The sequence below is a fragment of the Nocardioides yefusunii genome, assembly GCF_004014875.1.
Classification (GTDB): domain Bacteria; phylum Actinomycetota; class Actinomycetes; order Propionibacteriales; family Nocardioidaceae; genus Nocardioides; species Nocardioides yefusunii.
On record NZ_CP034929.1, the window covers coordinates 2,232,843 to 2,250,732 of the forward strand.

The following is a 17,890-nucleotide window of genomic DNA, read 5'->3' on the forward strand; positions in this document are numbered from 1 at the left end:
GGGTGCCTCCTCGGCCCACGGACCCGACGTCGCTCACTGCTCGGGCTCAGCCCGGACGGACGGCTCCGGAGAAGGGCATCTGGAACACGGGGGCGACCCGGACACCGGTGCGCGGGTTGGCCGCGTCGACGATCTTGCCGTTGCCGATGTAGATGCCGACGTGGCTGATCGGGCTGTAGTAGAAGACGAGGTCGCCGGGCTGGAGTTCGTTGCGCGAGACCTTGCGGCCCTGGGCGTACTGCAGCGCGGACGAGTGCGGCAGCGAGACGCCGGCCTGGGCCCAAGCCATCATCGTCAGGCCGGAGCAGTCGAAAGCGTCGGGACCCACGGCGCCGTGGACGTAGCGGTCCCCGACCTGGGCCAGAGCGTAGGACACCGCGGCCTTGGCACGTCCGGAGACGGGCACATCCGCGAGTTCGGGAGCCTCAGGAGACTTGACCTTCTCGATCGCGGCGCGCTCGGCAGGCCGGAGGCCGTCGAGCACCTTCTTGGCCTCGGCGAGCTTGGACTCCACCTCGGCCTTCTCGGTGGCCAAGGCCTTGGTGGTCTTCTTGACCTCGCCGCGTCGCTCACGGGTCGCCTCCTGGCGGAGGTCAAGGGCGGCCACCTCGGCGGTGTAGCCCGAGAGCAGTGCGTCCTGGAGGTCGTTGAACGACTCCAGCGTGCTCAGCTGGGCGAGGAAGCTGGCGGGGTCCTCGGAGACGATGACCTGGCCGACGGTGTTGACACCCTCGCCCTGGTACTGACGCACGACCGAGTCACGGACCTGCTCACGCACGGTGTTCATGCGACGGTTCTGACGCTTCTCGTCCGAGGACAGCGAGGAGACCTCGGAGTCGAGGTCACCCAGACGCTCCTTGGCGTCGTTGAGCCGCTCCTGAGCCTGTTCGGCCTGCTGGTAGAGACGGTCGACCTTGGCCGACGCCTCCTCCACGGTGGGCTCAGCCTGGGCGGGGAGAACGGCAGCAGCGCCGGCGACAGCGAGGACGGCCAGCATGCCCACGGAGCGTCGGACACCTCGGGCCTGACGGATCCGGTGGGCGTGGCTCGTGCGGTCGGTCGTCACGGGTGACGTTCTCCTCTGCTGTCCTGGGTGAGCGGGAGGCCCACCCGAGCGTGCGTCGCGAGTTTAGACCGCAGTGTTCTCGCGGCCCAAGGTGGTCCGCCCCCTGAAGCGAGGACGGACGGGTACACCGCAGGGAGCGAGCCGTGTGGGCCCGCTCCCTGCGGCGTCTGGATCAGTTGGCCTGGTCCGAGGCGTCGACGGCGTTGCGGTCGACGAGCTCGATCGCGTCGGAGCGACCACACCAGCGGCAACTGATCGACTCGACCTCTTCACCCTTGAGCTCGGTGTGCTCGACGACGACGTCGCCGGCGAGGTCGAGGTGCCAGAACTCGGTGGTGCGGCGGGTGCGCGTGACGTCGAACCTGGTCAGGTTGCCGCACCCCGCACACCGCAGTCGAGTAGTGGTTCCGGGGAGTTCAACAGTCACCTCAAGCGCCCTTCATCAGTCACAGCTTTCGGTCACAGCCTAGTCGCGGTTTGCGAACGTGTCGGCGGCGGTCCCTACCGTTGGGTTCATGAGCACCACAGGCGTCCCGATGTGGGACGACCAACTCCCCCTCTCCTCACTCGGTCGCCCCCTCGCCGACCTCACCTTCACCGTCGTCGACCTCGAGACCACGGGCGGCTCCGCGGCGAAGGGCGCGATGATCACCGAGATCGGCGCAGTGCAGGTGCGTGGCGGCGAGGTGTTGGGTGAGTTCGCGACCCTGGTCGACCCCTGCGGACCGATCCCTCCGTTCATCGCTCGACTGACCGGCATCGACGACGCGATGGTGGACGGCGCTCCCCGGATCGAGTCGGTCCTGCCCGCCTTCCTCGAGTTCGCGGCGGGGACGGTGCTCGTGGCCCACAACGCTCCCTTCGACGTCGGCTTCCTCAAGCACTTCGCCCAGGAGCAGGGTCGGGAGTGGCCCGGCTTCGAGGTGGTCGACACCGTCACCGTGGCCCGGCGCGTGGTCACCCGGGACGAGGCCCCCAACTGCAAACTGGAGACGCTGGCCAAGCTCTTCTCCGCCAGCACCACACCGGTCCACCGGGCCCTCGACGACGCGCGAGCGACCGTCGACGTGCTGCACGCGCTGATCGGTCGCCTCGGTGGACAAGGGGTCCAGACACTGGAGGAACTGCGCAGCTGGTCGGGGCAGGTCAGCGACGCGCAGCGACGCAAGCGCAACCTCGCCGACGGCCTGCCGACCGGCCCCGGGGTCTACGTCTTCGAGGACGCCGCGGGCCTCCCGCTCTACGTCGGCACGTCACGCAACGTCCGCAAACGGGTGCAGACCTACTTCACCGCGTCGGAGAGCCGGAGTCGGATGCGCGACATGGTTGCACTGGCGGAGCGGGTGCGCGCGATCGAGTGTGCGACACCGTTGGAGGCCGCGGTGCGCGAACTCCGCCTCATCGCCGCCCACAAGCCGCGCTTCAACCGACGTTCCCGGACTGCGGAGAAGACGGTCTTCGTCAAGGTCACCGACGAGGCGTGGCCCCGCCTCTCGATCGTCCGGTCGACGACGGAGAACGACGTCGTACTCGGCGCGTTCCCCCGTCGCAGTGCTGCCGAATCGTTCGTCGAGACCCTGCACGAGACGTTCACCCTGCGCCAGTGCGGTGGCCGGATGCCAGCCAAGGGCACCGGGTCCTCGTGCGCCCTGGCTGATCTGGGGCGCTGTTCGGCCCCCTGCGTAGGCGGTGTCACTCGCGAGGAGTACTTCCTCACCCTCGACGCCCTGCGTGCCTCGGCCCACAGCAGCCCCGGCCCCGTGCTCGCCTCGCTCTCCGAACGGATGGCCGTGCGCGCCGAGCAGGAACGCTACGAGGAGGCGGCTGACCTTCGGGACCGTGCCGTCCGGTTCGCACGCGCCACGGCACGGCACCAGCGCCTGCGTGCCTTCACCGCGGTCGCAGCGCTGGTCGCGTCGCGACGCGAGGACGACGGGCACTGGTCGGTGCATGTGTTCGCCCACGGCCGACTCACTGCCGCCGGGGTGATCCCGCCCCGTGCCGATGCCTGGGAGTACGTCCGGGTGCTCAAGGCTGGCGCCGAGACGGTGGTGCCGACTTCGGGACCACTGCCGGCAGCCACGTCGGAGGAGAGCGAACTCGCCCTGCGCTGGCTCGAGCAGGACGGCGTCCGTCTCGTCGAGGTCGAGGGCGCGTGGGCCTCCCCGTACCCCGGCGCCGGTTCGCACCTGTCGGTCTGGCAGCCGGCGGCGCAGGCGCGCGATGCCGCCGTCATCCCTTCGGAGCAGGGACTGACGGGCCGCCCGCGACGACGCTGACACGTGCCGTCACGGGCCGTCACAGGACAGCGCGTCGGCCAGACCGTGGGTCAGTCGAGTCCCAGCGCGAACGCCGAGTCGAGGTCGTGCTGGGAGTAGGCGCGGAACGCGATGTGCGTCTCGGTCTCCAGAACGCCCTCCACCTTGTTGAGTCGGTCCGCCACCACCGCTGCGATGTCCTCGTGCTGACGGACCCGCACCAGCGCGATCAGGTCGATCTTGCCGGTCACGGAGTAGACCTCGCTGACTCCCTCGAGGGACGCGATCGCCTCGGCGACCTCGGGGATACGGTTGACTTCGGCCTTGACGAAGACGATGGCGGTGATCATGGGTTCACGTTACCCACGTCCCGGCAGGCCCCCGCAAGGCGATCGAATTCAGCATTCCGGCCCTCCTGTCCGGCTCGGCGTGAGAATGTCGAGCCGTGTCCAATGCTCCTTCCCTCGTCTCGCGCCTGCGAGACGCCGGACCGCTGCTGCTCCTCGTCGCTCTCGTGGCGGTGATCGTGAGGGCAGTGCTACGCCCCGTGACCAACGCCGACACGTTCTTCCATCTGCGCCTGGGGGATGAGTTCCGCGCCGATTGGAGCATCTCCTCCCCGGGAACCGTCACCGAGTTCGCGAACCGGGACTGGACGAGCACCCAATGGCTCGCCCAGCTCGGCATGGCCCAGGCCGAAGCGTGGGGTGGCCTCCGGGGAGTGGCCGTCCTGACCGCTCTCGCAGTTGTGTTTCTCGCCTTCTCGTTCTACTTCAGCACTAGATTCGCGGGGACCTTCGCTTGGTCGGCGCTGATCATCCCTGTCGCTCTCTTTTCCTGCGCCATGTACCTCACCGGGCGCCCCCAGGTGCTCAGCTACGCCTTCGCCGCGCTGGTAACCGGTGCGTGGGCGAGCAGCCTGCGCAGCGGACGCACTCCCTGGTGGACCATCGGGCTGACGTGGTTGTGGTCCGCCCTCCACGGCATGTGGCCGGTCGCCCTCCTCGTGGGAGCCACCGCCGTGTTGGGCATGGCGGTCGACCGCTCCGTGCGCCCGCGCCAACTCGGCAAGCACGCCACGTGCTTGACCGCGTCAGCCCTGATCGTGTTGATCTCACCCGTAGGTCTCGACGTCTACCGGGCCGTCTTCAGGGTGGGAGCGATCAGCGAGTACTTCCTCGAATGGGGGCCCGCCAACTTCCGCAACCTTACGGGTGTGCTCGCAGTGTTGTTGGTGCTCGCAACCATCGTGCTGGCCAGTCGCAAACGCGACTCGGGATGGGCCCCTCTGCTTCTCGCTCTTCTGTCATGCGCTTGGATCCTCTACTCCGCCCGCACAGTGCCGATCGGAGTCGCCATGTCCGTACCACTGCTGGCTCTTCTCGGCACCGATCCCGGCAGCGCCCGACGCATACCGTGGGAGATACCCATCGTCGTCATCGCTGCAGCGGAGATCGCTGTGTCCTGCACAGTGTGGTCCAAGGGACTCGAGCAGGACCCTCGCGCGACGAGCGCAGCACATGCCTCGGTGGACTCACTCCCCCACGGCACAGCCCTGCTCAACGACTGGGGCGAAGGCGGCTACGACATGTGGCGGCACCGCGATCTCCAGATCTTGATGCATGGCTACGGCGACATGTTCACCAACTCCGAGCTGAAGCGGAACTACAACCTTTCACGACTCGAGCCCGGCTGGTACCAGGAGATCACGGGTCTCGGACTCCGCGAGGCGCTGTTGCCGAGCGAAAGCGCTCTCACCGCAGCCCTGATCGAGGACAAGGGCTGGGTGGTCGTCGCGAAGGACATCGCGCCGCGCAAACGGGATGTCGACGCGACAACACCGATGACGCACCTCCGGGCACCGTGAACTCAACCGGGACCGGGAACGGGAACGGGAACGGGAACGACGAGTCGACGGCACCCTTGGCAGGCCGTCAGGTACTGTCCACTGGGGCAGGATTCGCCGCGTCCGTCGTCCTCACCGCTCTCGCCCAGTTCTTCACGTTCCCCGTCCTGATCAGTTCTTTGGGGGCTGACCAGTGGGGCGGGTTGACCGTCGGCACCACCCTCGGTGTCCTGACGGCTTCTCTTGCCAGCTGGGGTTGGGCAACGACGGGAGGGGCCCGCACCGCGGCCCTTTCACCGGATGCGCGAGCGGTGTGGGTCCGAGCTGCCATCACCGTGAGCTGGCTGCTCGCGCCTGTCGCTTGCGCCGTGGTCATGGCAGTCACGTCCGTGGTGCCGACTGCCGACCAGACAGCAACCCGACTGGCTGCCTTCGTGTCCGTGGTTCAGATAGGCATGACGCCGGCCTGGTTCTACGTGGGGACCAAGGCCCCCGGACGCCTGTTCATCTTGACAACCGTTCCCACCATGACCGGGATCCTCTCGGGCGCTCTTCTCGCCCACCTGACCGGTGACGCCAAGACCCACGCCGGCGCCAACCTGGTGGCGACGCTGACCGCGATGGCACTCGTCCAGAACGACGTCCTCAGGTCGACACGGTCGAGATCGCACACGCTCACGCGAGCGGAGCTGCGCTGGGCCATGACGGCCCAGGCTCCCGGCCTGACCGCAGGACTGCTCGCCGCGTTCAACAGTTGCCTGCCGATCCTTGTGGTGGCGCGCTGGTTCCCCACCGGCCTCCCCACATTCGCGCTGGGCGAACGCCTTTACCGCATGGCGCTCTCCCTCTCCCTTCCGGTGGCCCAGAGCCTGCACGGGCATGTCCCATCGGCCTCCGGCGCCCTGACGCTACGGCGCATGGCGACGGCTCTGGTTCCGCTCACGATGGTCGCCACTGCCATCGGAGCAGGATTCGCCACTGCCCTTCCTGCAGCGTCACGGATCTACACACGTGGTGACATCATCATGGAATGGCCGACCGCAGTGTGCTTCGGGATCGCCTTGTCCTGCCTGGTCGTGACGTCGTCCCTGGGAGTCGCCGGACTCGATGCCTCGGGCCACTCCGTCGGACTAGTGCGGGCTAGTGTCTGCGGCCTGGTGGTGTGCCTCGTGACCTGTGCGGCAGCCGCCGTCTGGGCGCCTTCGGCCGGAGGAGTGGCCGGAGCGGTGTGTGCCGCGGAGGCATGCGTGCTGGCGGTTCAGATCCGAGAACTGAGCCGTGTCCAGAAACTCATCCCCACCGGCGACGCAACATCGCCACGGCCTTCCTGAGCACCGGCTCGCCGCCCACCTGAACCACGCGTCGGCGCAAAACCCTCAGCTCCGGATGTCCTTCGATCCACACGTTGAGGAGACGCTCACCGAGAAACCCCAGGGCCCGAGCCTGATAGGCGTTCCGCCCATCCAGATCGATGTGACTCTCCACCTTCTCGAGCACTTCGAACAACCATGCGCAGTACGCCTCGGCATGCTCAGGACGCGCCAGGAACATGTTGTAGAGGCTCAATGATCTGCGCTGCATCACCCGATTCCACGCCGGCAGCAGATGAGGCGAGCACTCCTCCAGGACCTGTTCCACCACCGACAGGTCGCTCTCCACGTGCGCGTGGGCATAGTGTGAACGGACTGTCTCGACGACGTAGTAACGTCTCCGCGGGAGCACCACGTCGAAGTCTGCCAGCAACCCTGCCGCTTCGATCCCGGACAGGACTCGCGTGCCCTTCGGCCCTTGCGCCTCGCCTCTGAAGTAGCGCCGATAATGGCTCAGCCCAAGGCCTGACGGGTTCTCGCGGTTGCACCAGACCCAGTAGAGGGCTGTGAGCTCGCACCAATGAGCGTTGCGCTCTGAGATCGAGTGGCCCTCGTGGTCTCCGTACGTACCCGCGACTGGGCTCGCCAACGCTCGACCAGCATGCACCGGCAGGTACATGCGGTCCTCGGCAAAGACAGCCGGGGCGTGGGTGGCGATCACCATGGCGGGCAGGGACCCGACGTCAGAAGACATCTGCGCCCATGGAGTCACGGCTCGCTCTCCGGTTCACCCCATACCCGAGACCCGCCGCCGCGAGAAGAAGGATGCTCATCGGCACAGGCGCCGACTTCGCCGCCTCCAGCACGGCGTTTGTTCGCCATGCCTCCTCAGCCACGACGCCCGGAAGATTGAGGATCGAGCCCAGGGCTATGCACAGGACCTGGACGCCGAGCAGTGCTGCGAACAGGGAACGCGTCCTCCTCCCGGAATTGGTGAAGGCGAGGGCCACTGACGGTGCAGCGCACACCACGAACTCGATGCCGAGCCGATGTCCCCAGAACGTGTCTCCGCCGTGGAACACTTGAGCGAATCCCTGCACCACGGTGTACAGAAGGCCAGCACTCAACAGCGCCCATGCCCAGTCAGGAACTCTCACGCGCCCCATCACCAGCACCGGAACGCAGACCAACGCGATCGGCGTCCACGGAAGGACGCCACGCTCCGGCGAGAGGAACAGCCCCAGCTCGTTGCTCCAGAGATGCTCGTATCGGTCAGTGAGATCAGAAACCGAACCCACACGGTAGGAGCCGGTGAGGGTCCACACACCGAACATCCAACGACTCCACAGCACCGTCCCGCAGAGAGAAAGGGCGCTGCCCGCCCCGATCTTCACCAGGATCCCCAGATCCCTCCGCGAGAGCGCCACCCAGATTCCGACCACAGCCGGCACCAGAGTGAAGTGTGAGCGCCCCCAGATGCCGACCCCCAGCAGAAGACCCAGCGCCCACCAGTTTCGATGCGCCGCCGCCCATGCGCCGGCACAGACCGCGAAGACGGTGAGCGTGTGGGGCCAGATACCGTCTGCCGCCACTGACCACACCGGGGTGGCCAGCGCGACGACGCCGGTTCCGACGAGAGCGAGACGGAGGCTCGCGACCCGGCTAAGCGCCAAGAAGAGGAGAGTCATGGCGCTCGCCGTCACCAGTGCCGCTGTCAACGCTGCGGGCAGGACCGAGAATGTGTCACCGCCGAAGAGGGCGTAGGCCGGGAGCCCCAGAATCACCACTCCAGGGGCTCGGCTGGTGACGTCGTGCTCCTCGTTCCTCCCGATCCAGACGTCACGCAGAAGGTGATCCTGCAAGTACTCCGGTGGCACCCACCTCGTGTGCTCGACGGCGAGCAACCACGAACCATGGTTGGCCGTGACCACGTCCAGACTGGGTTCGAGGGACACCGTCAGGACATACGTCACCGCCAGACCGAGGAGGACGGCCAACGCCACTTTCCTCCGACGGCCAGCAGACGGCACCCACGGCTGACGGTCCGGGCGCGCCTCTCTTCTGTCTTCGGCCAGCATCGATCTCATCGCGCTCCTTCTCCACGCAGGACGACGCCCACCGTGCGCCACAGAATGACGAGGTCCACAAGCATGGACCAGTTCTCCACGTAGTAGAGATCGAGACGAGCCGCCTCCTGCCAGGTCAGACGCGATCTCCCGGAGACCTGCCACAACCCGGTGACCCCGGGAAGCACCCGAAGCCTGAGCGACTCTGTTCCCCGGTACAGAGCAACCTCCTCGGGCACCTGGGGACGTGGCCCGACGAGCGACATCGTGCCGTTCAGAACGTTGAGCAGCTGTGGCACTTCGTCCAGAGACGTGCGCCTGATGAAGCGGCCCACCGCAGTGATCCGGGGGTCGTCCTTCGGTTTGAAGAGCGGACTCCCGGAGGTCCCCGTCTCCTCCAGCATCTGCCGCAGGTCAGCATCTGCTCCGACGCGCATCGATCGAAACTTCCAGATCATGAACTCTGCTCCGTCTCGCCCGATGCGGACCTGACGGAAGAAGACGGGCCCCGGCGAGGAGATCTTCACCGCCGCTGCCACCCCCAGCAGCACCGGGGAGAACAGAATCAGGAGAATCAGCGCCGAGAAGCGATCGAAGGCAGCCTTCAGCGCCCCGCCCGCGCGTGCAAAGGATGGCTCCTCGACCTTCACCAACGGCTGCCCTCCGACAAACGTCAGGGCCAGTCTCTCCGGGGAAACATCAACGAGATGCTGAGACACGAGGACCTCGACGTCCTCCTCCAGGGCCCATCTCAGGGCGCGCATCCCCTCGTGGCCGAGCTCGCCCGGATCGGTGACGACGACGGCCTTGGCGCCGCTGCTCCCAACTGCGCGAACGAGCGCAGGAGCGATCTTCGCGCCGTCTCCGCCATCGGTGGCGAACACGTCCTCCGCTGCCCAGCCAGCGACGACCCGATGGCCGCTGAGAGGCGATTCGAACTCCCGACTCACGCGATCGACAGCGTCTCGACTGCCCACGACCAGCGCCGGCACCACGAAGTGTCCCCGGGAACGCAGCCGTCGGATGATCCGTCGCCACGTCCAGCGGGACAGCAGCAGGCCCACCAAGCCCACCGGAAGCGCAACAGCGACGTAGCCACGCGAGAAGTCGATCTTCAGCAGGACCGAGAGCACTGCCGCGGTGCCGAACGTCCAGAGCGTCGCACGACCCAACCGCCTGTACTCCTCGAGTCCGCCTCCGAGGACGTCCCGCGACCGCGACTCGCTGAGCGACAGGGCCCAACACCAGGCCGCGGTGAGCGCGAGGCCCAACTGTGGATAGGTGAGCTCAATCGGCCCCCAGGTCCGCTCCTCCGTGGCAAGGCCGAACTTCACCAACATGGCCACCCAAGAGGCACTGATCAGAACAAACAGATCGCTCAGCACAAGCCCAATGGCCACACCCCGTGCCGTCATCGTTCCCCTGCCGTCCCACCAGTCCTCTGCAGGAGGTTAGATCGGCTTGCGGTGTCGGCGGAGCCGTTTGAGGAGAGTGACCGTCGAAGGCGCCCGGCGGGGCCGCTCAGCCCTTCGTGGACGCGGCGACCCAGTCGCCGAGGAGCTTCTCGGCCGCACCGGAGTCGATCGCAGCGCGCGCCCGGTCGATGCCCGCGGCCAGGGCAGCCGTGACGTCGCCGCCCGCTCCCTCGTGCACGGCCAGAGCCGCACCGCAGTTCAGGAGCACCGCGTCGCGCACAGCGCCCTTGTCGCCGGCCAGGAGACGGCGCACGGCCTCCGCGTTCACCGCGGGGCTGCCGCCCTCCAGGTCCTCGATCGGGCTGAGGGAGAGGCCGAGGTCGCGGGGGTCCACGACCGTGCGGACCACGCTGTCGCCCTGGACTGCCCAGACGGTGGAGGTTCCGGTGACGGTGAGCTCGTCGAGCCCATCGTCGCCACGGAATACCCATGCCTCGAGACCACGACGTGCGAAGACCTCGGCCATGAGCGGCGCCATCCGGGCGTCGGCACAGCCGATCGCCTGGGCGGCGGGGCGGGCGGGGTTGGAGAGCGGCCCGAGGAAGTTGAAGGTGGTGGCGATGCCCAGTTCACGACGCGGGACCGCGGCGTGGCGCATGGCCGGATGGAAAGCCGCAGCGAAGCAGAACGTGATGCCCACCTCGTCCGCGATCTCCGCCACACGCGTGGTCGGCAGGTCGAGGCGGATGCCCAGAGCCTCGAGCACGTCGGCAGACCCGCAGGCCGAAGACGCGGAGCGGCTGCCGTGCTTGACGACCTTGGCTCCCGCAGCGGCAGCGACGATGGCGGACATCGTGGAGATGTTGACCGACATGGAGCGGTCCCCACCGGTGCCGACGATGTCGAGCAGCCGACCGCTCACCCGGATCGGGTTGCCGGCAGCGAGCATGGCGGCGGAGAGACCCATGAGCTCCTCGACCGTCTCTCCCTTGCTGCGCAGGGCCACCGCGAATCCGGCGATCTGTGCGGGCGTGGAGAGTCCGGCGAGGACTTCCTCCATCGCCCAGGTGGCCTGGTCGACGGTGAGGTCCTGTCCAGCCACGAGCGTGGTGAGCAGCTCGGGCCAGTGGTGCGCGGTCATCGGGGAACCTCCGGGGAAGGGTCGGCCAGCAGACCGGCGACGGTCCGGGCGAGGAGAACGGGATCGATCGGGTGGGACACGACGGCGTCAACGCCGCTCCAGGTGGCCAGCCACGCATCCTGGGGACGGCCGGTCAGCAGCACCACCGGCGGGCAGGTCGGGTGCTCGTCGCGCAGCTGCTTCGCCAGACCGGTCCCCCCGACCGGTGCGGACTCCCCGTCGAGGACGAGCAGGTCGACGTCGCCGGCACGCACGTGGTCGAGCACCACGGCTGCCGTCGCGACGTTGACGTAGTGCACCTCACCACCGGACCGGTCCGGGTGGGGGCCCAGAGCCAGCATCACGCTGTCGCGGACGTCGCGGTCGTCGGAGTAGACGAGCACCTTCTGGATCACGGGCCGTGCCGAGGTCGTGTCGCTCACCTGCGGATCGTACCGCCCCCGCCCGTTCGTGGCTCCGAGCAACCGTCTACGACGCTCTGTAGTGCGGTTCGAGGTGAATTTTCACGCTCAGGTGGGTGCAAATCCGACCAAGACGGGGACCCCGGGGTGCCTCCGGGGCCGGTTACCTACATAATGAGTTCCGTGGCGACAGCAACGACGGCTATTCCGGCATCCCGACTTCACGGTGACCACGACCGACCCTCGATGGTCAGCGTGGGCACGATCGTCTGGCTCTCCAGCGAGTTGATGTTCTTCGCGGCTCTGTTCGCGGCGTACTTCACGATTCGCGCGAACGTCCCCGAGCTCTGGGCACAGGAAACGGCGCATCTCAACGTGCCGTTCGCTCTGGGCAACACGACCATCCTCGTGTTGTCCTCCGTGGCCTGCCAGTTCGGTGTGTTCGCGGCTGAGCGTGGGCAGGTGGGCCGCAAGGGCTCCCTGCTCAACCTCAAGGGCTGGGGCCTTCGCGAGTGGTTCATCCTCACGTACGTCATGGGCGCGATCTTCGTCGCTGGACAGGCTCTCGAGTACGTCGAGCTCGTCCACCACGGAGTGACCCTCCAGGACTCGGCCTACGGATCGGTGTTCTTCCTGACCACCGGCTTCCACGGGCTCCACGTGATCGGTGGACTCATCGCCTTCCTCTTCGTGCTCGGCCGCACCTACGTGGCGCGCCGTTTCACGCACGAGCAGGCAGTCAGCGCGATCGTCGTCTCGTACTACTGGCACTTCGTCGACGTGGTGTGGATCGCGCTCTTCGCAGCGATCTACCTCATCCAGTGAGTCCCGATCCGGATCTGAAGAGGATTTAGACAATTGCGTTCCCTTAACCGAGCCGCAGGTCGGCTCTCCCGGCAACGCCGGGGTCCGCTCGCGGGGCTTGCCGTACTGCTCGCCGGTCTCCTGATGACCGGCGGGCTGTACGCCGCTTTCTCCCCGGCAACAGCTCACGAGACCGAGTCCGACACCGCGAAGATCGAGAAGGGCCGCGAGCTCTTCCTGGTCGGCTGCTCGTCGTGCCACGGCCTCAACGCGGAGGGCATCAGCACCCAGCGTGACGGCCAGCAGTACGGCCCGTCACTCATCGGTGTCGGTGCCGCCGCAGTCGACTTCCAGGTCGGCACCGGCCGCATGCCGATGGCTCAGCCCGGCGCCCAGGCGCCTCGCAAGACGGTCGCCTACAACGAGGAAGAGACCGAGCAGCTCGCTGCTTACGTCGCCTCCCTCGGGGCCGGACCGGCCGTTCCGACCGAGTCGGACTACAGCATCGACGGACTGTCGGCGGAAGAGCGTCAGGAGGCCATCAAGAACGGTGGCCAGATCTTCCTCACCAACTGCACCGCGTGCCACAACTTCAACGGCTCCGGTGGCGCCATGCCGCGCGGCGGCTACGCTCCCGCGCTGAAGGGCGTCGAGGAGAAGCACATCTACGAGGCCATGCTCACCGGCCCGCAGTCGATGGACGTCTTCTCCAACGGCAACCTCTCCCCGGAGCAGAAGCGCGACGTCATCGCGTACCTGAAGTCCATCGAGAACCCGACCGAGTACGGCGGCTTCGGCCTCGGCGGCCTGGGCCCGGTCTCTGAGGGCATCTTCGCCTGGCTGTTCGGCGTCGGCGGTTCCGTCGCGTTCGCCATCTGGATCGCCGCCCACACGACCCGCTCGAAGAAGGGCAAGGTGGAAGCGTGAGCAACCACGACTCCAACCTCCCCGAGGTGACGGAGAACGACCTGTTCCCGAACCCCGGCGTCCCGGCGCACACCCCGCGCCCCACGGACGTCGACCCCAAGGCCGAGAAGCGCGCCGAGCGCCAGGTTGCGATGTTCTTCGTCGCGTCCCTGGTCTTCGCCGTCCTCTTCATCGTCAGCTACTTCAAGCTGAGCGTCGGCGACGACTGGGACACCTGGCTCGGCTTCGGTGCCTCCACCGTTGCGCTGGGCGTCACCATGGGCCTTGCGCTCATGTGCATCGGCATCGGTGTCATCCAGTGGTCGCGCAAGCTCATGACCGACGTCGAGGTCGTTGACTACCGCCACGCAGTCGCCTCCCCGGAGGAGGACCGCGCGGTCGCCATCGCTGAGCTGGAGAAGGGTCTTGCCGAGGCCGGCATCGCCCGTCGCCCGCTCGTGCGCAACACCCTCCTCGCCGCCCTCGGTGGCGCCGGCGCCATGGCGCTGGTCTCCTTCCGCGACCTCGGTCCGTCCCCCTGGGACGTCGACGACGCGGACAAGGGTGAGGGCCTGCGCCACACCCTGTGGAAGAAGGGCGAGCGCATCGCTCGCGACGTCGTCGGCACCCCGATCCTGGCTTCCGAGCTCGAGATCGGTGACCTCGTCAACGCTCAGCCGTTCTCCCTCCTCGAGGTGGACGAGAAGACCGGTCAGCACAAGATGCACGGTGGCGAGGTCCAGGTCGCGAAGTCCAAGGCTTCGCTGATCCTGCTCCGCATGCACCCGGACGACATCAAGCCGGGCGAGGGTCGCGAGAACTGGGACGTCAACGGCATCGTTGCGTACTCCAAGATCTGCACCCACGTCGGTTGCCCGATCTCGCTCAACGAGCGAACCACCCACCACCTGCTCTGCCCCTGCCACCAGTCGACCTTCGACCTGGCCGACAGCGGCAAGGTCGTCTTCGGACCGGCTCACCGGGCGCTCCCGCAGCTCCCGATCGCCGTCGACGCCGAGGGCTACCTCATCGCGCAGAGCGACTTCACCGAGCCAGTCGGACCGAGCTACTGGGAGCGTGAGAAGAAGTGAGTGTCGACACCACCAAGGTGGCTCACAGCAACGGCACTGCCGCTGCCGCCGCGGCACCCAGCACCAAGATTGGTCAGCTGGGCGTCTGGGCCGACGAGCGGGTCGGTCTGGCCTCGCTCGCCAAGAAGAACATCCGCAAGGTGTTCCCCGACCACTGGTCCTTCATGCTGGGCGAGATCGCCCTGTGGAGCTTCGTGGTCCTGCTCATCACGGGTATCTTCCTCACGCTCTGGTTCACGCCGAGCATGTCGGAGATCGTCTACGAGGGCTCGTACGACCAGCTCCGCGGCGTCTACATGACCGAGGCCATGGCCTCCACGCTGAACATCTCGTTCGACGTGCGTGGCGGTCTCCTCATGCGTCAGATGCACCACTGGGCCGCGATGATCTTCATCGGCTCGATGATGGTCCACCTGATGCGCGTCTACTTCACCGGTGCGTTCCGCAAGCCGCGTGAGATCAACTGGGTCATCGGCTCGCTCCTGCTGCTGATCGGCACCATCGAGGGCTTCACCGGCTACTCGCTCCCCGACGACCTGCTCTCGGGTACGGGTGTGCGTGCCGCGGACGGCTTCATGAAGGCCGCTCCGATCGTCGGAACCTGGATGTCGTTCTTCGTCTTCGGTGGCGAGTTCCCGGGTGAGATCTTCATCCAGCGCTTCTACATCCTGCACGTGCTGCTCCTGCCGGGCATCCTGCTCGCCCTGATCGCCGCGCACATGATGCTGGTCATGTACCACAAGCACACGCAGTGGCCTGGCCCCGGCCGCACCAACGACAACGTCGTCGGTTACCCGCTGCTCCCCGTCTACATCTCCAAGATGGGTGGCTTCTTCTTCAGCGTCTTCGGCATCATCGCCCTCATGGGTGGTCTGCTGACGATCAACCCGATGTGGAAGTACGGCCCGTACGACCCATCCAAGGTCACCGCTGGTTCGCAGCCTGACTGGTACATGGGTTGGCCCGACGGTGCTCTCCGCATCATCCCGGGCTGGGAGTCGGTCATCTTCGGCTACACGATCAGCTGGAACATTCTGCTTCCGATCCTGATCCTGCCGATCGCCTTCTGGGCCCTGGTCACCGCGATGCCGTTCGTCGAGGCCGCCATCACCGGCGACAAGCGCGAGCACCACCTGCTCCAGCGCCCGCGCAACGCCCCGACCCGTACCGCCCTGATGGTCGCCTTCATGACCTTCTACGGTCTGATGTGGGCCGCCGGTGGTAACGACCTGATCGCCATCAAGTTCGACAGCAGCATCAACAACATCACGTACTTCCTGCGTGCTGCTGTGTTCATCGGACCGGTGATCGCGTTCATCGTCACCCGTCGCTGGTGCATCTCGCTCCAGCGTCACGACAACGAGGTCCTCCTCCACGGCCGCGAGACCGGCGTCGTCGAGCGTTCTGTCGACGGTGGTTACTCCGAGCGCCACGAGGCCCTCTCGGCCGACGCCGCCTTCACGCTGACCGAGCGTGACCGCGAGGACAACTTGGTCCTCAGCGACGTCGAGATCGCCAAGCTCAAGGGCAAGGACCGCCGCCGCGCCAAGCGCGCTGCCTGGTGGTACGGCTACAACGTCCAGAAGCCCACCCCGGCCGAACTCGAGGCTGCCCAGCACCACGGGCACCACGACGAGATCGAGGGCTCTGACAACGCCCACTGATCCACTGGATCTCTCCGGAGGCCCGACACCCATCAGGGTGTCGGGCCTCCGGCCATTTCGGGACACCCCACTCCCCCGCCGGCTCTCCCTCCTTCCGCGCGGAATAACGACTAGGCGGCCACCGTTGGACGCTACGGAATCCAGAGTGGATTCCCGGAGATCCACGGAGGAGTGCACGATGAACCTGTCGATGCTGCACCAGAGCCCCTACGACGCCTGGCGCTGGGCCGAGGAGCAGTTCAGCCAGCGGGACTACATCGGCGCCGCCCGCACGCTGGAAGGCATTCTGGAGCACCCTGAAGCCGACGTCTCTTACCTGGCCCAGGTCCGCGAGCTCCTCGCCCGCTCGTACTACCACTCGGCTCGTCTGGCACCTGCGGTGAACGCGAGCCGCGAGGCTCTCCTCGCCGACCCGACCAACGGCTACATGGCGCTGCTCCTGAGTCGCGCACTGGAGCGCCAAGGCAACAAGGAGGAGGCGGCCAAGTACCGTCTCCGCGCCGAGACGCTCGGCGAAGAGGTGTGAGCATCCCTGACGCGGCACACGTCGGTTCCCCGACGTGTCGTCGTGTCGACAGAGCACTGGCGCTGCTCGGTCGTTCCCGCTGTGGCGCCGTCGCGGCCGCAGCACTGGACGGCGCCACGCGCTACCGCGACTTCTTCGAGGCCGTCCCAGGCATCAGCCACGCCGTGCTTGCAGCCCGGCTTCGTGAGCTCGTGTCCCTCGGGCTCCTTGAACATCGCGACGGCACCTACCGCTGCACGGCAGAGACGCACGCTCTCGCGCCCACCTTCACAGCACTGGAGGAGCTCGTCAGCCTCCATCCCCATCTCTTCGACGCGTGACCCCTACTTCTCCAGGAGCAGCCATGACTCTCGAACTCGGCCTCGACACCTTCGGCGACGTCCCCCACGGCCCCGACAGCACTCCCCTCCCCCACCACCAGGTGATCCGCCAGATCGTCGACCAAGCAGTCCTGGCCGAGGAGGTCGGGCTCGACGTCTTCAACGTCGGCGAGCACCACCGCGAGGACTTCGCGATCACTGCTCCGGACGTGGTGCTGGCCGGCATCGCGGGACGTACCGAGCGGATCACCCTGGGCACGGCCGTGACCGTCCTCAGCTCGGAGGACCCGATCCGCGTCTACGAGCGGTTCGCCACCCTGGACGCGCTCTCGTCGGGCCGCGCCGAGGTGACGTTGGGTCGAGGTTCGTTCACCGAGTCGTTCCCCCTCTTCGGGCTCGACCTCGACGACTACGAGATCCTGTTCGAAGAGAAGCTCGAGTTGTTCAGCCAGTTGCGCACCGAGCAGCCGGTGGCCTTCACAGGGAGCCACCGCCGACCGTTGAAGTCGACGCAGGTCTACCCGCAGACCGAACGCGGGACGCTGCCCGCCTGGGTGGGGGTGGGCGGCTCGCCGGAGTCGGTCGTCCGCGCCGCACGACACTCGCTTCCGATGATGCTCGCCGTCATCGGCGGCTCACCGTCGCGGTTCGCCCCGTTCGTGGATCTGTACCACCGCGCACTCGCCGAGTTCCATCTCCCCGAACTCCCCGTCGGCGTCCACGCGCCCGGCTTCGTCGCGGGCACTGACGATGAGGCCAAGGACCTGCTGTACCCGCACTTCAAGGCCAGCCGTGACCGGATCGGGGCGGAGCGTGGCTGGGGTCCGATGTCCCGGATTCAGTTCGAGCAGGAAGTCTCTCACGGGGCACTCTTCGTCGGATCGCCCGAGACGGTCGCCACCAAGATCGCCAGCACGGTCAAGGAACTCGGCCTGAGTCGCTTCGACCTCAAGTACACCAACGGCCCTCAGCCCCACGAGGAGCTCATGGAGTGCATCCGCCTCTACGGCACCGAGGTCGCACCCCTGGTCCGCGAGATGCTGCAGGACTGATCAGTCCCCTGGCAAGTGGGAGCA

At 67.1% G+C, this 17,890-nt stretch carries 18 protein-coding genes; 10 read left to right on the forward strand and 8 right to left on the reverse strand.

Annotated elements, in window-relative coordinates; all coding sequences use genetic code 11:
- Window positions 1-46 precede the first annotated feature (46 nt).
- Both EOV43_RS10115 and EOV43_RS10120 read right to left on the reverse strand, forming a co-directional pair.
- Window positions 47-1,066, reverse strand: coding sequence for a C40 family peptidase (locus EOV43_RS10115; RefSeq protein ID WP_239022073.1), 1,020 nt, complete (start codon window positions 1,064-1,066; stop codon window positions 47-49).
- 172 nt (window positions 1,067-1,238) lie between these two features.
- Window positions 1,239-1,493: a hypothetical protein gene (locus EOV43_RS10120; protein ID WP_128221175.1), complete on the reverse strand. Its 255-nt coding sequence runs from the start codon at window positions 1,491-1,493 to the stop codon at window positions 1,239-1,241.
- Window positions 1,494-1,581: 88 nt separating this feature from the next.
- Here EOV43_RS10120 and EOV43_RS10125 point away from each other — a divergent pair, with 88 nt between their 5' ends.
- Window positions 1,582-3,345 carry a DEDD exonuclease domain-containing protein gene (locus EOV43_RS10125; RefSeq protein ID WP_128221176.1) on the forward strand — a complete coding sequence of 588 codons (1,764 nt, stop codon included), beginning with the start codon at window positions 1,582-1,584 and terminating at the stop codon, window positions 3,343-3,345.
- A 50-nt stretch (window positions 3,346-3,395) separates the two neighbouring features.
- Here EOV43_RS10125 and EOV43_RS10130 read toward each other — a convergent pair whose 3' ends face one another.
- Entirely contained in the window at window positions 3,396-3,674 is a 279-nt protein-coding gene (locus EOV43_RS10130; RefSeq protein WP_128221177.1) for an Lrp/AsnC family transcriptional regulator, read from the reverse strand.
- Between the two features lie 197 nt (window positions 3,675-3,871).
- On the opposite strand from EOV43_RS10130, the gene EOV43_RS10135 reads away from it, so the two are divergent.
- Window positions 3,872-5,191: a hypothetical protein gene (locus tag EOV43_RS10135; protein ID WP_128221178.1), complete on the forward strand. Its 1,320-nt coding sequence runs from the start codon at window positions 3,872-3,874 to the stop codon at window positions 5,189-5,191.
- 506 nt (window positions 5,192-5,697) lie between these two features.
- Window positions 5,698-6,501, forward strand: a complete 804-nt coding sequence (locus EOV43_RS10140) for a hypothetical protein (RefSeq protein WP_128221179.1) — start codon at window positions 5,698-5,700, stop codon at window positions 6,499-6,501.
- Here EOV43_RS10140 and EOV43_RS10145 read toward each other — a convergent pair.
- From EOV43_RS10145 to EOV43_RS10165, 5 genes are all read right to left on the reverse strand, one after another.
- Complete coding sequence (locus EOV43_RS10145) at window positions 6,461-7,204, reverse strand: DUF4422 domain-containing protein (RefSeq protein ID WP_164878697.1); 744 nt, start codon at window positions 7,202-7,204, stop codon at window positions 6,461-6,463. The genes EOV43_RS10140 and EOV43_RS10145 overlap by 41 nt on opposite strands.
- Before the next feature lie 19 nt (window positions 7,205-7,223).
- Window positions 7,224-8,558, reverse strand: a complete 1,335-nt coding sequence (locus EOV43_RS10150) for a hypothetical protein (RefSeq protein ID WP_128221181.1) — start codon at window positions 8,556-8,558, stop codon at window positions 7,224-7,226.
- A gap of 5 nt (window positions 8,559-8,563) precedes the next feature.
- The gene (locus EOV43_RS10155) at window positions 8,564-9,961 is read right to left on the reverse strand and encodes a sugar transferase (protein ID WP_128221182.1); all 1,398 of its coding nucleotides are present in this window, start codon (window positions 9,959-9,961) and stop codon (window positions 8,564-8,566) included.
- Between the two features lie 106 nt (window positions 9,962-10,067).
- Window positions 10,068-11,102 (reverse strand): anthranilate phosphoribosyltransferase, encoded by a 1,035-nt coding sequence (gene trpD / locus EOV43_RS10160; RefSeq protein ID WP_128221183.1) that lies wholly within the window; start codon window positions 11,100-11,102, stop codon window positions 10,068-10,070.
- On the reverse strand, window positions 11,099-11,524 hold the full coding sequence (locus EOV43_RS10165; protein ID WP_128221184.1) for a DNA-binding transcriptional response regulator: 426 nt from the start codon (window positions 11,522-11,524) through the stop codon (window positions 11,099-11,101). Before EOV43_RS10165 ends, trpD begins: the two co-directional genes overlap by 4 nt.
- 153 nt (window positions 11,525-11,677) lie before the next feature.
- Between EOV43_RS10165 and ctaE the strand changes: the two genes are divergently transcribed.
- The 7 genes from ctaE to EOV43_RS10200 all read left to right on the forward strand — a co-directional run bounded on the left by ctaE (window position 11,678) and on the right by EOV43_RS10200 (window position 17,866).
- On the forward strand, window positions 11,678-12,328 hold the full coding sequence (ctaE, locus tag EOV43_RS10170; protein ID WP_128221185.1) for an aa3-type cytochrome oxidase subunit III: 651 nt from the start codon (window positions 11,678-11,680) through the stop codon (window positions 12,326-12,328).
- 33 nt (window positions 12,329-12,361) lie between these two features.
- Window positions 12,362-13,234, forward strand: a complete 873-nt coding sequence (qcrC, locus tag EOV43_RS10175) for a cytochrome bc1 complex diheme cytochrome c subunit (protein ID WP_465263380.1) — start codon at window positions 12,362-12,364, stop codon at window positions 13,232-13,234.
- The gene (gene qcrA / locus EOV43_RS10180) at window positions 13,231-14,304 is read left to right on the forward strand and encodes a cytochrome bc1 complex Rieske iron-sulfur subunit (protein WP_128221187.1); all 1,074 of its coding nucleotides are present in this window, start codon (window positions 13,231-13,233) and stop codon (window positions 14,302-14,304) included. Before qcrC ends, qcrA begins: the two co-directional genes overlap by 4 nt.
- The gene (gene qcrB / locus EOV43_RS10185; protein ID WP_128221188.1) at window positions 14,301-15,968 is read left to right on the forward strand and encodes a cytochrome bc1 complex cytochrome b subunit; all 1,668 of its coding nucleotides are present in this window, start codon (window positions 14,301-14,303) and stop codon (window positions 15,966-15,968) included. Before qcrA ends, qcrB begins: the two co-directional genes overlap by 4 nt.
- Window positions 15,969-16,146: 178 nt before the next feature.
- Entirely contained in the window at window positions 16,147-16,494 is a 348-nt protein-coding gene (locus EOV43_RS10190) for a tetratricopeptide repeat protein (protein WP_128221189.1), read from the forward strand.
- On the forward strand, window positions 16,491-16,814 hold the full coding sequence (locus EOV43_RS10195; protein ID WP_128221190.1) for a winged helix-turn-helix transcriptional regulator: 324 nt from the start codon (window positions 16,491-16,493) through the stop codon (window positions 16,812-16,814). The genes EOV43_RS10190 and EOV43_RS10195 overlap by 4 nt, the downstream gene beginning before the upstream one ends.
- A 23-nt stretch (window positions 16,815-16,837) precedes the next feature.
- Window positions 16,838-17,866 (forward strand): LLM class flavin-dependent oxidoreductase, encoded by a 1,029-nt coding sequence (locus tag EOV43_RS10200; protein WP_128221191.1) that lies wholly within the window; start codon window positions 16,838-16,840, stop codon window positions 17,864-17,866.
- Window positions 17,867-17,890 lie beyond the last annotated feature (24 nt).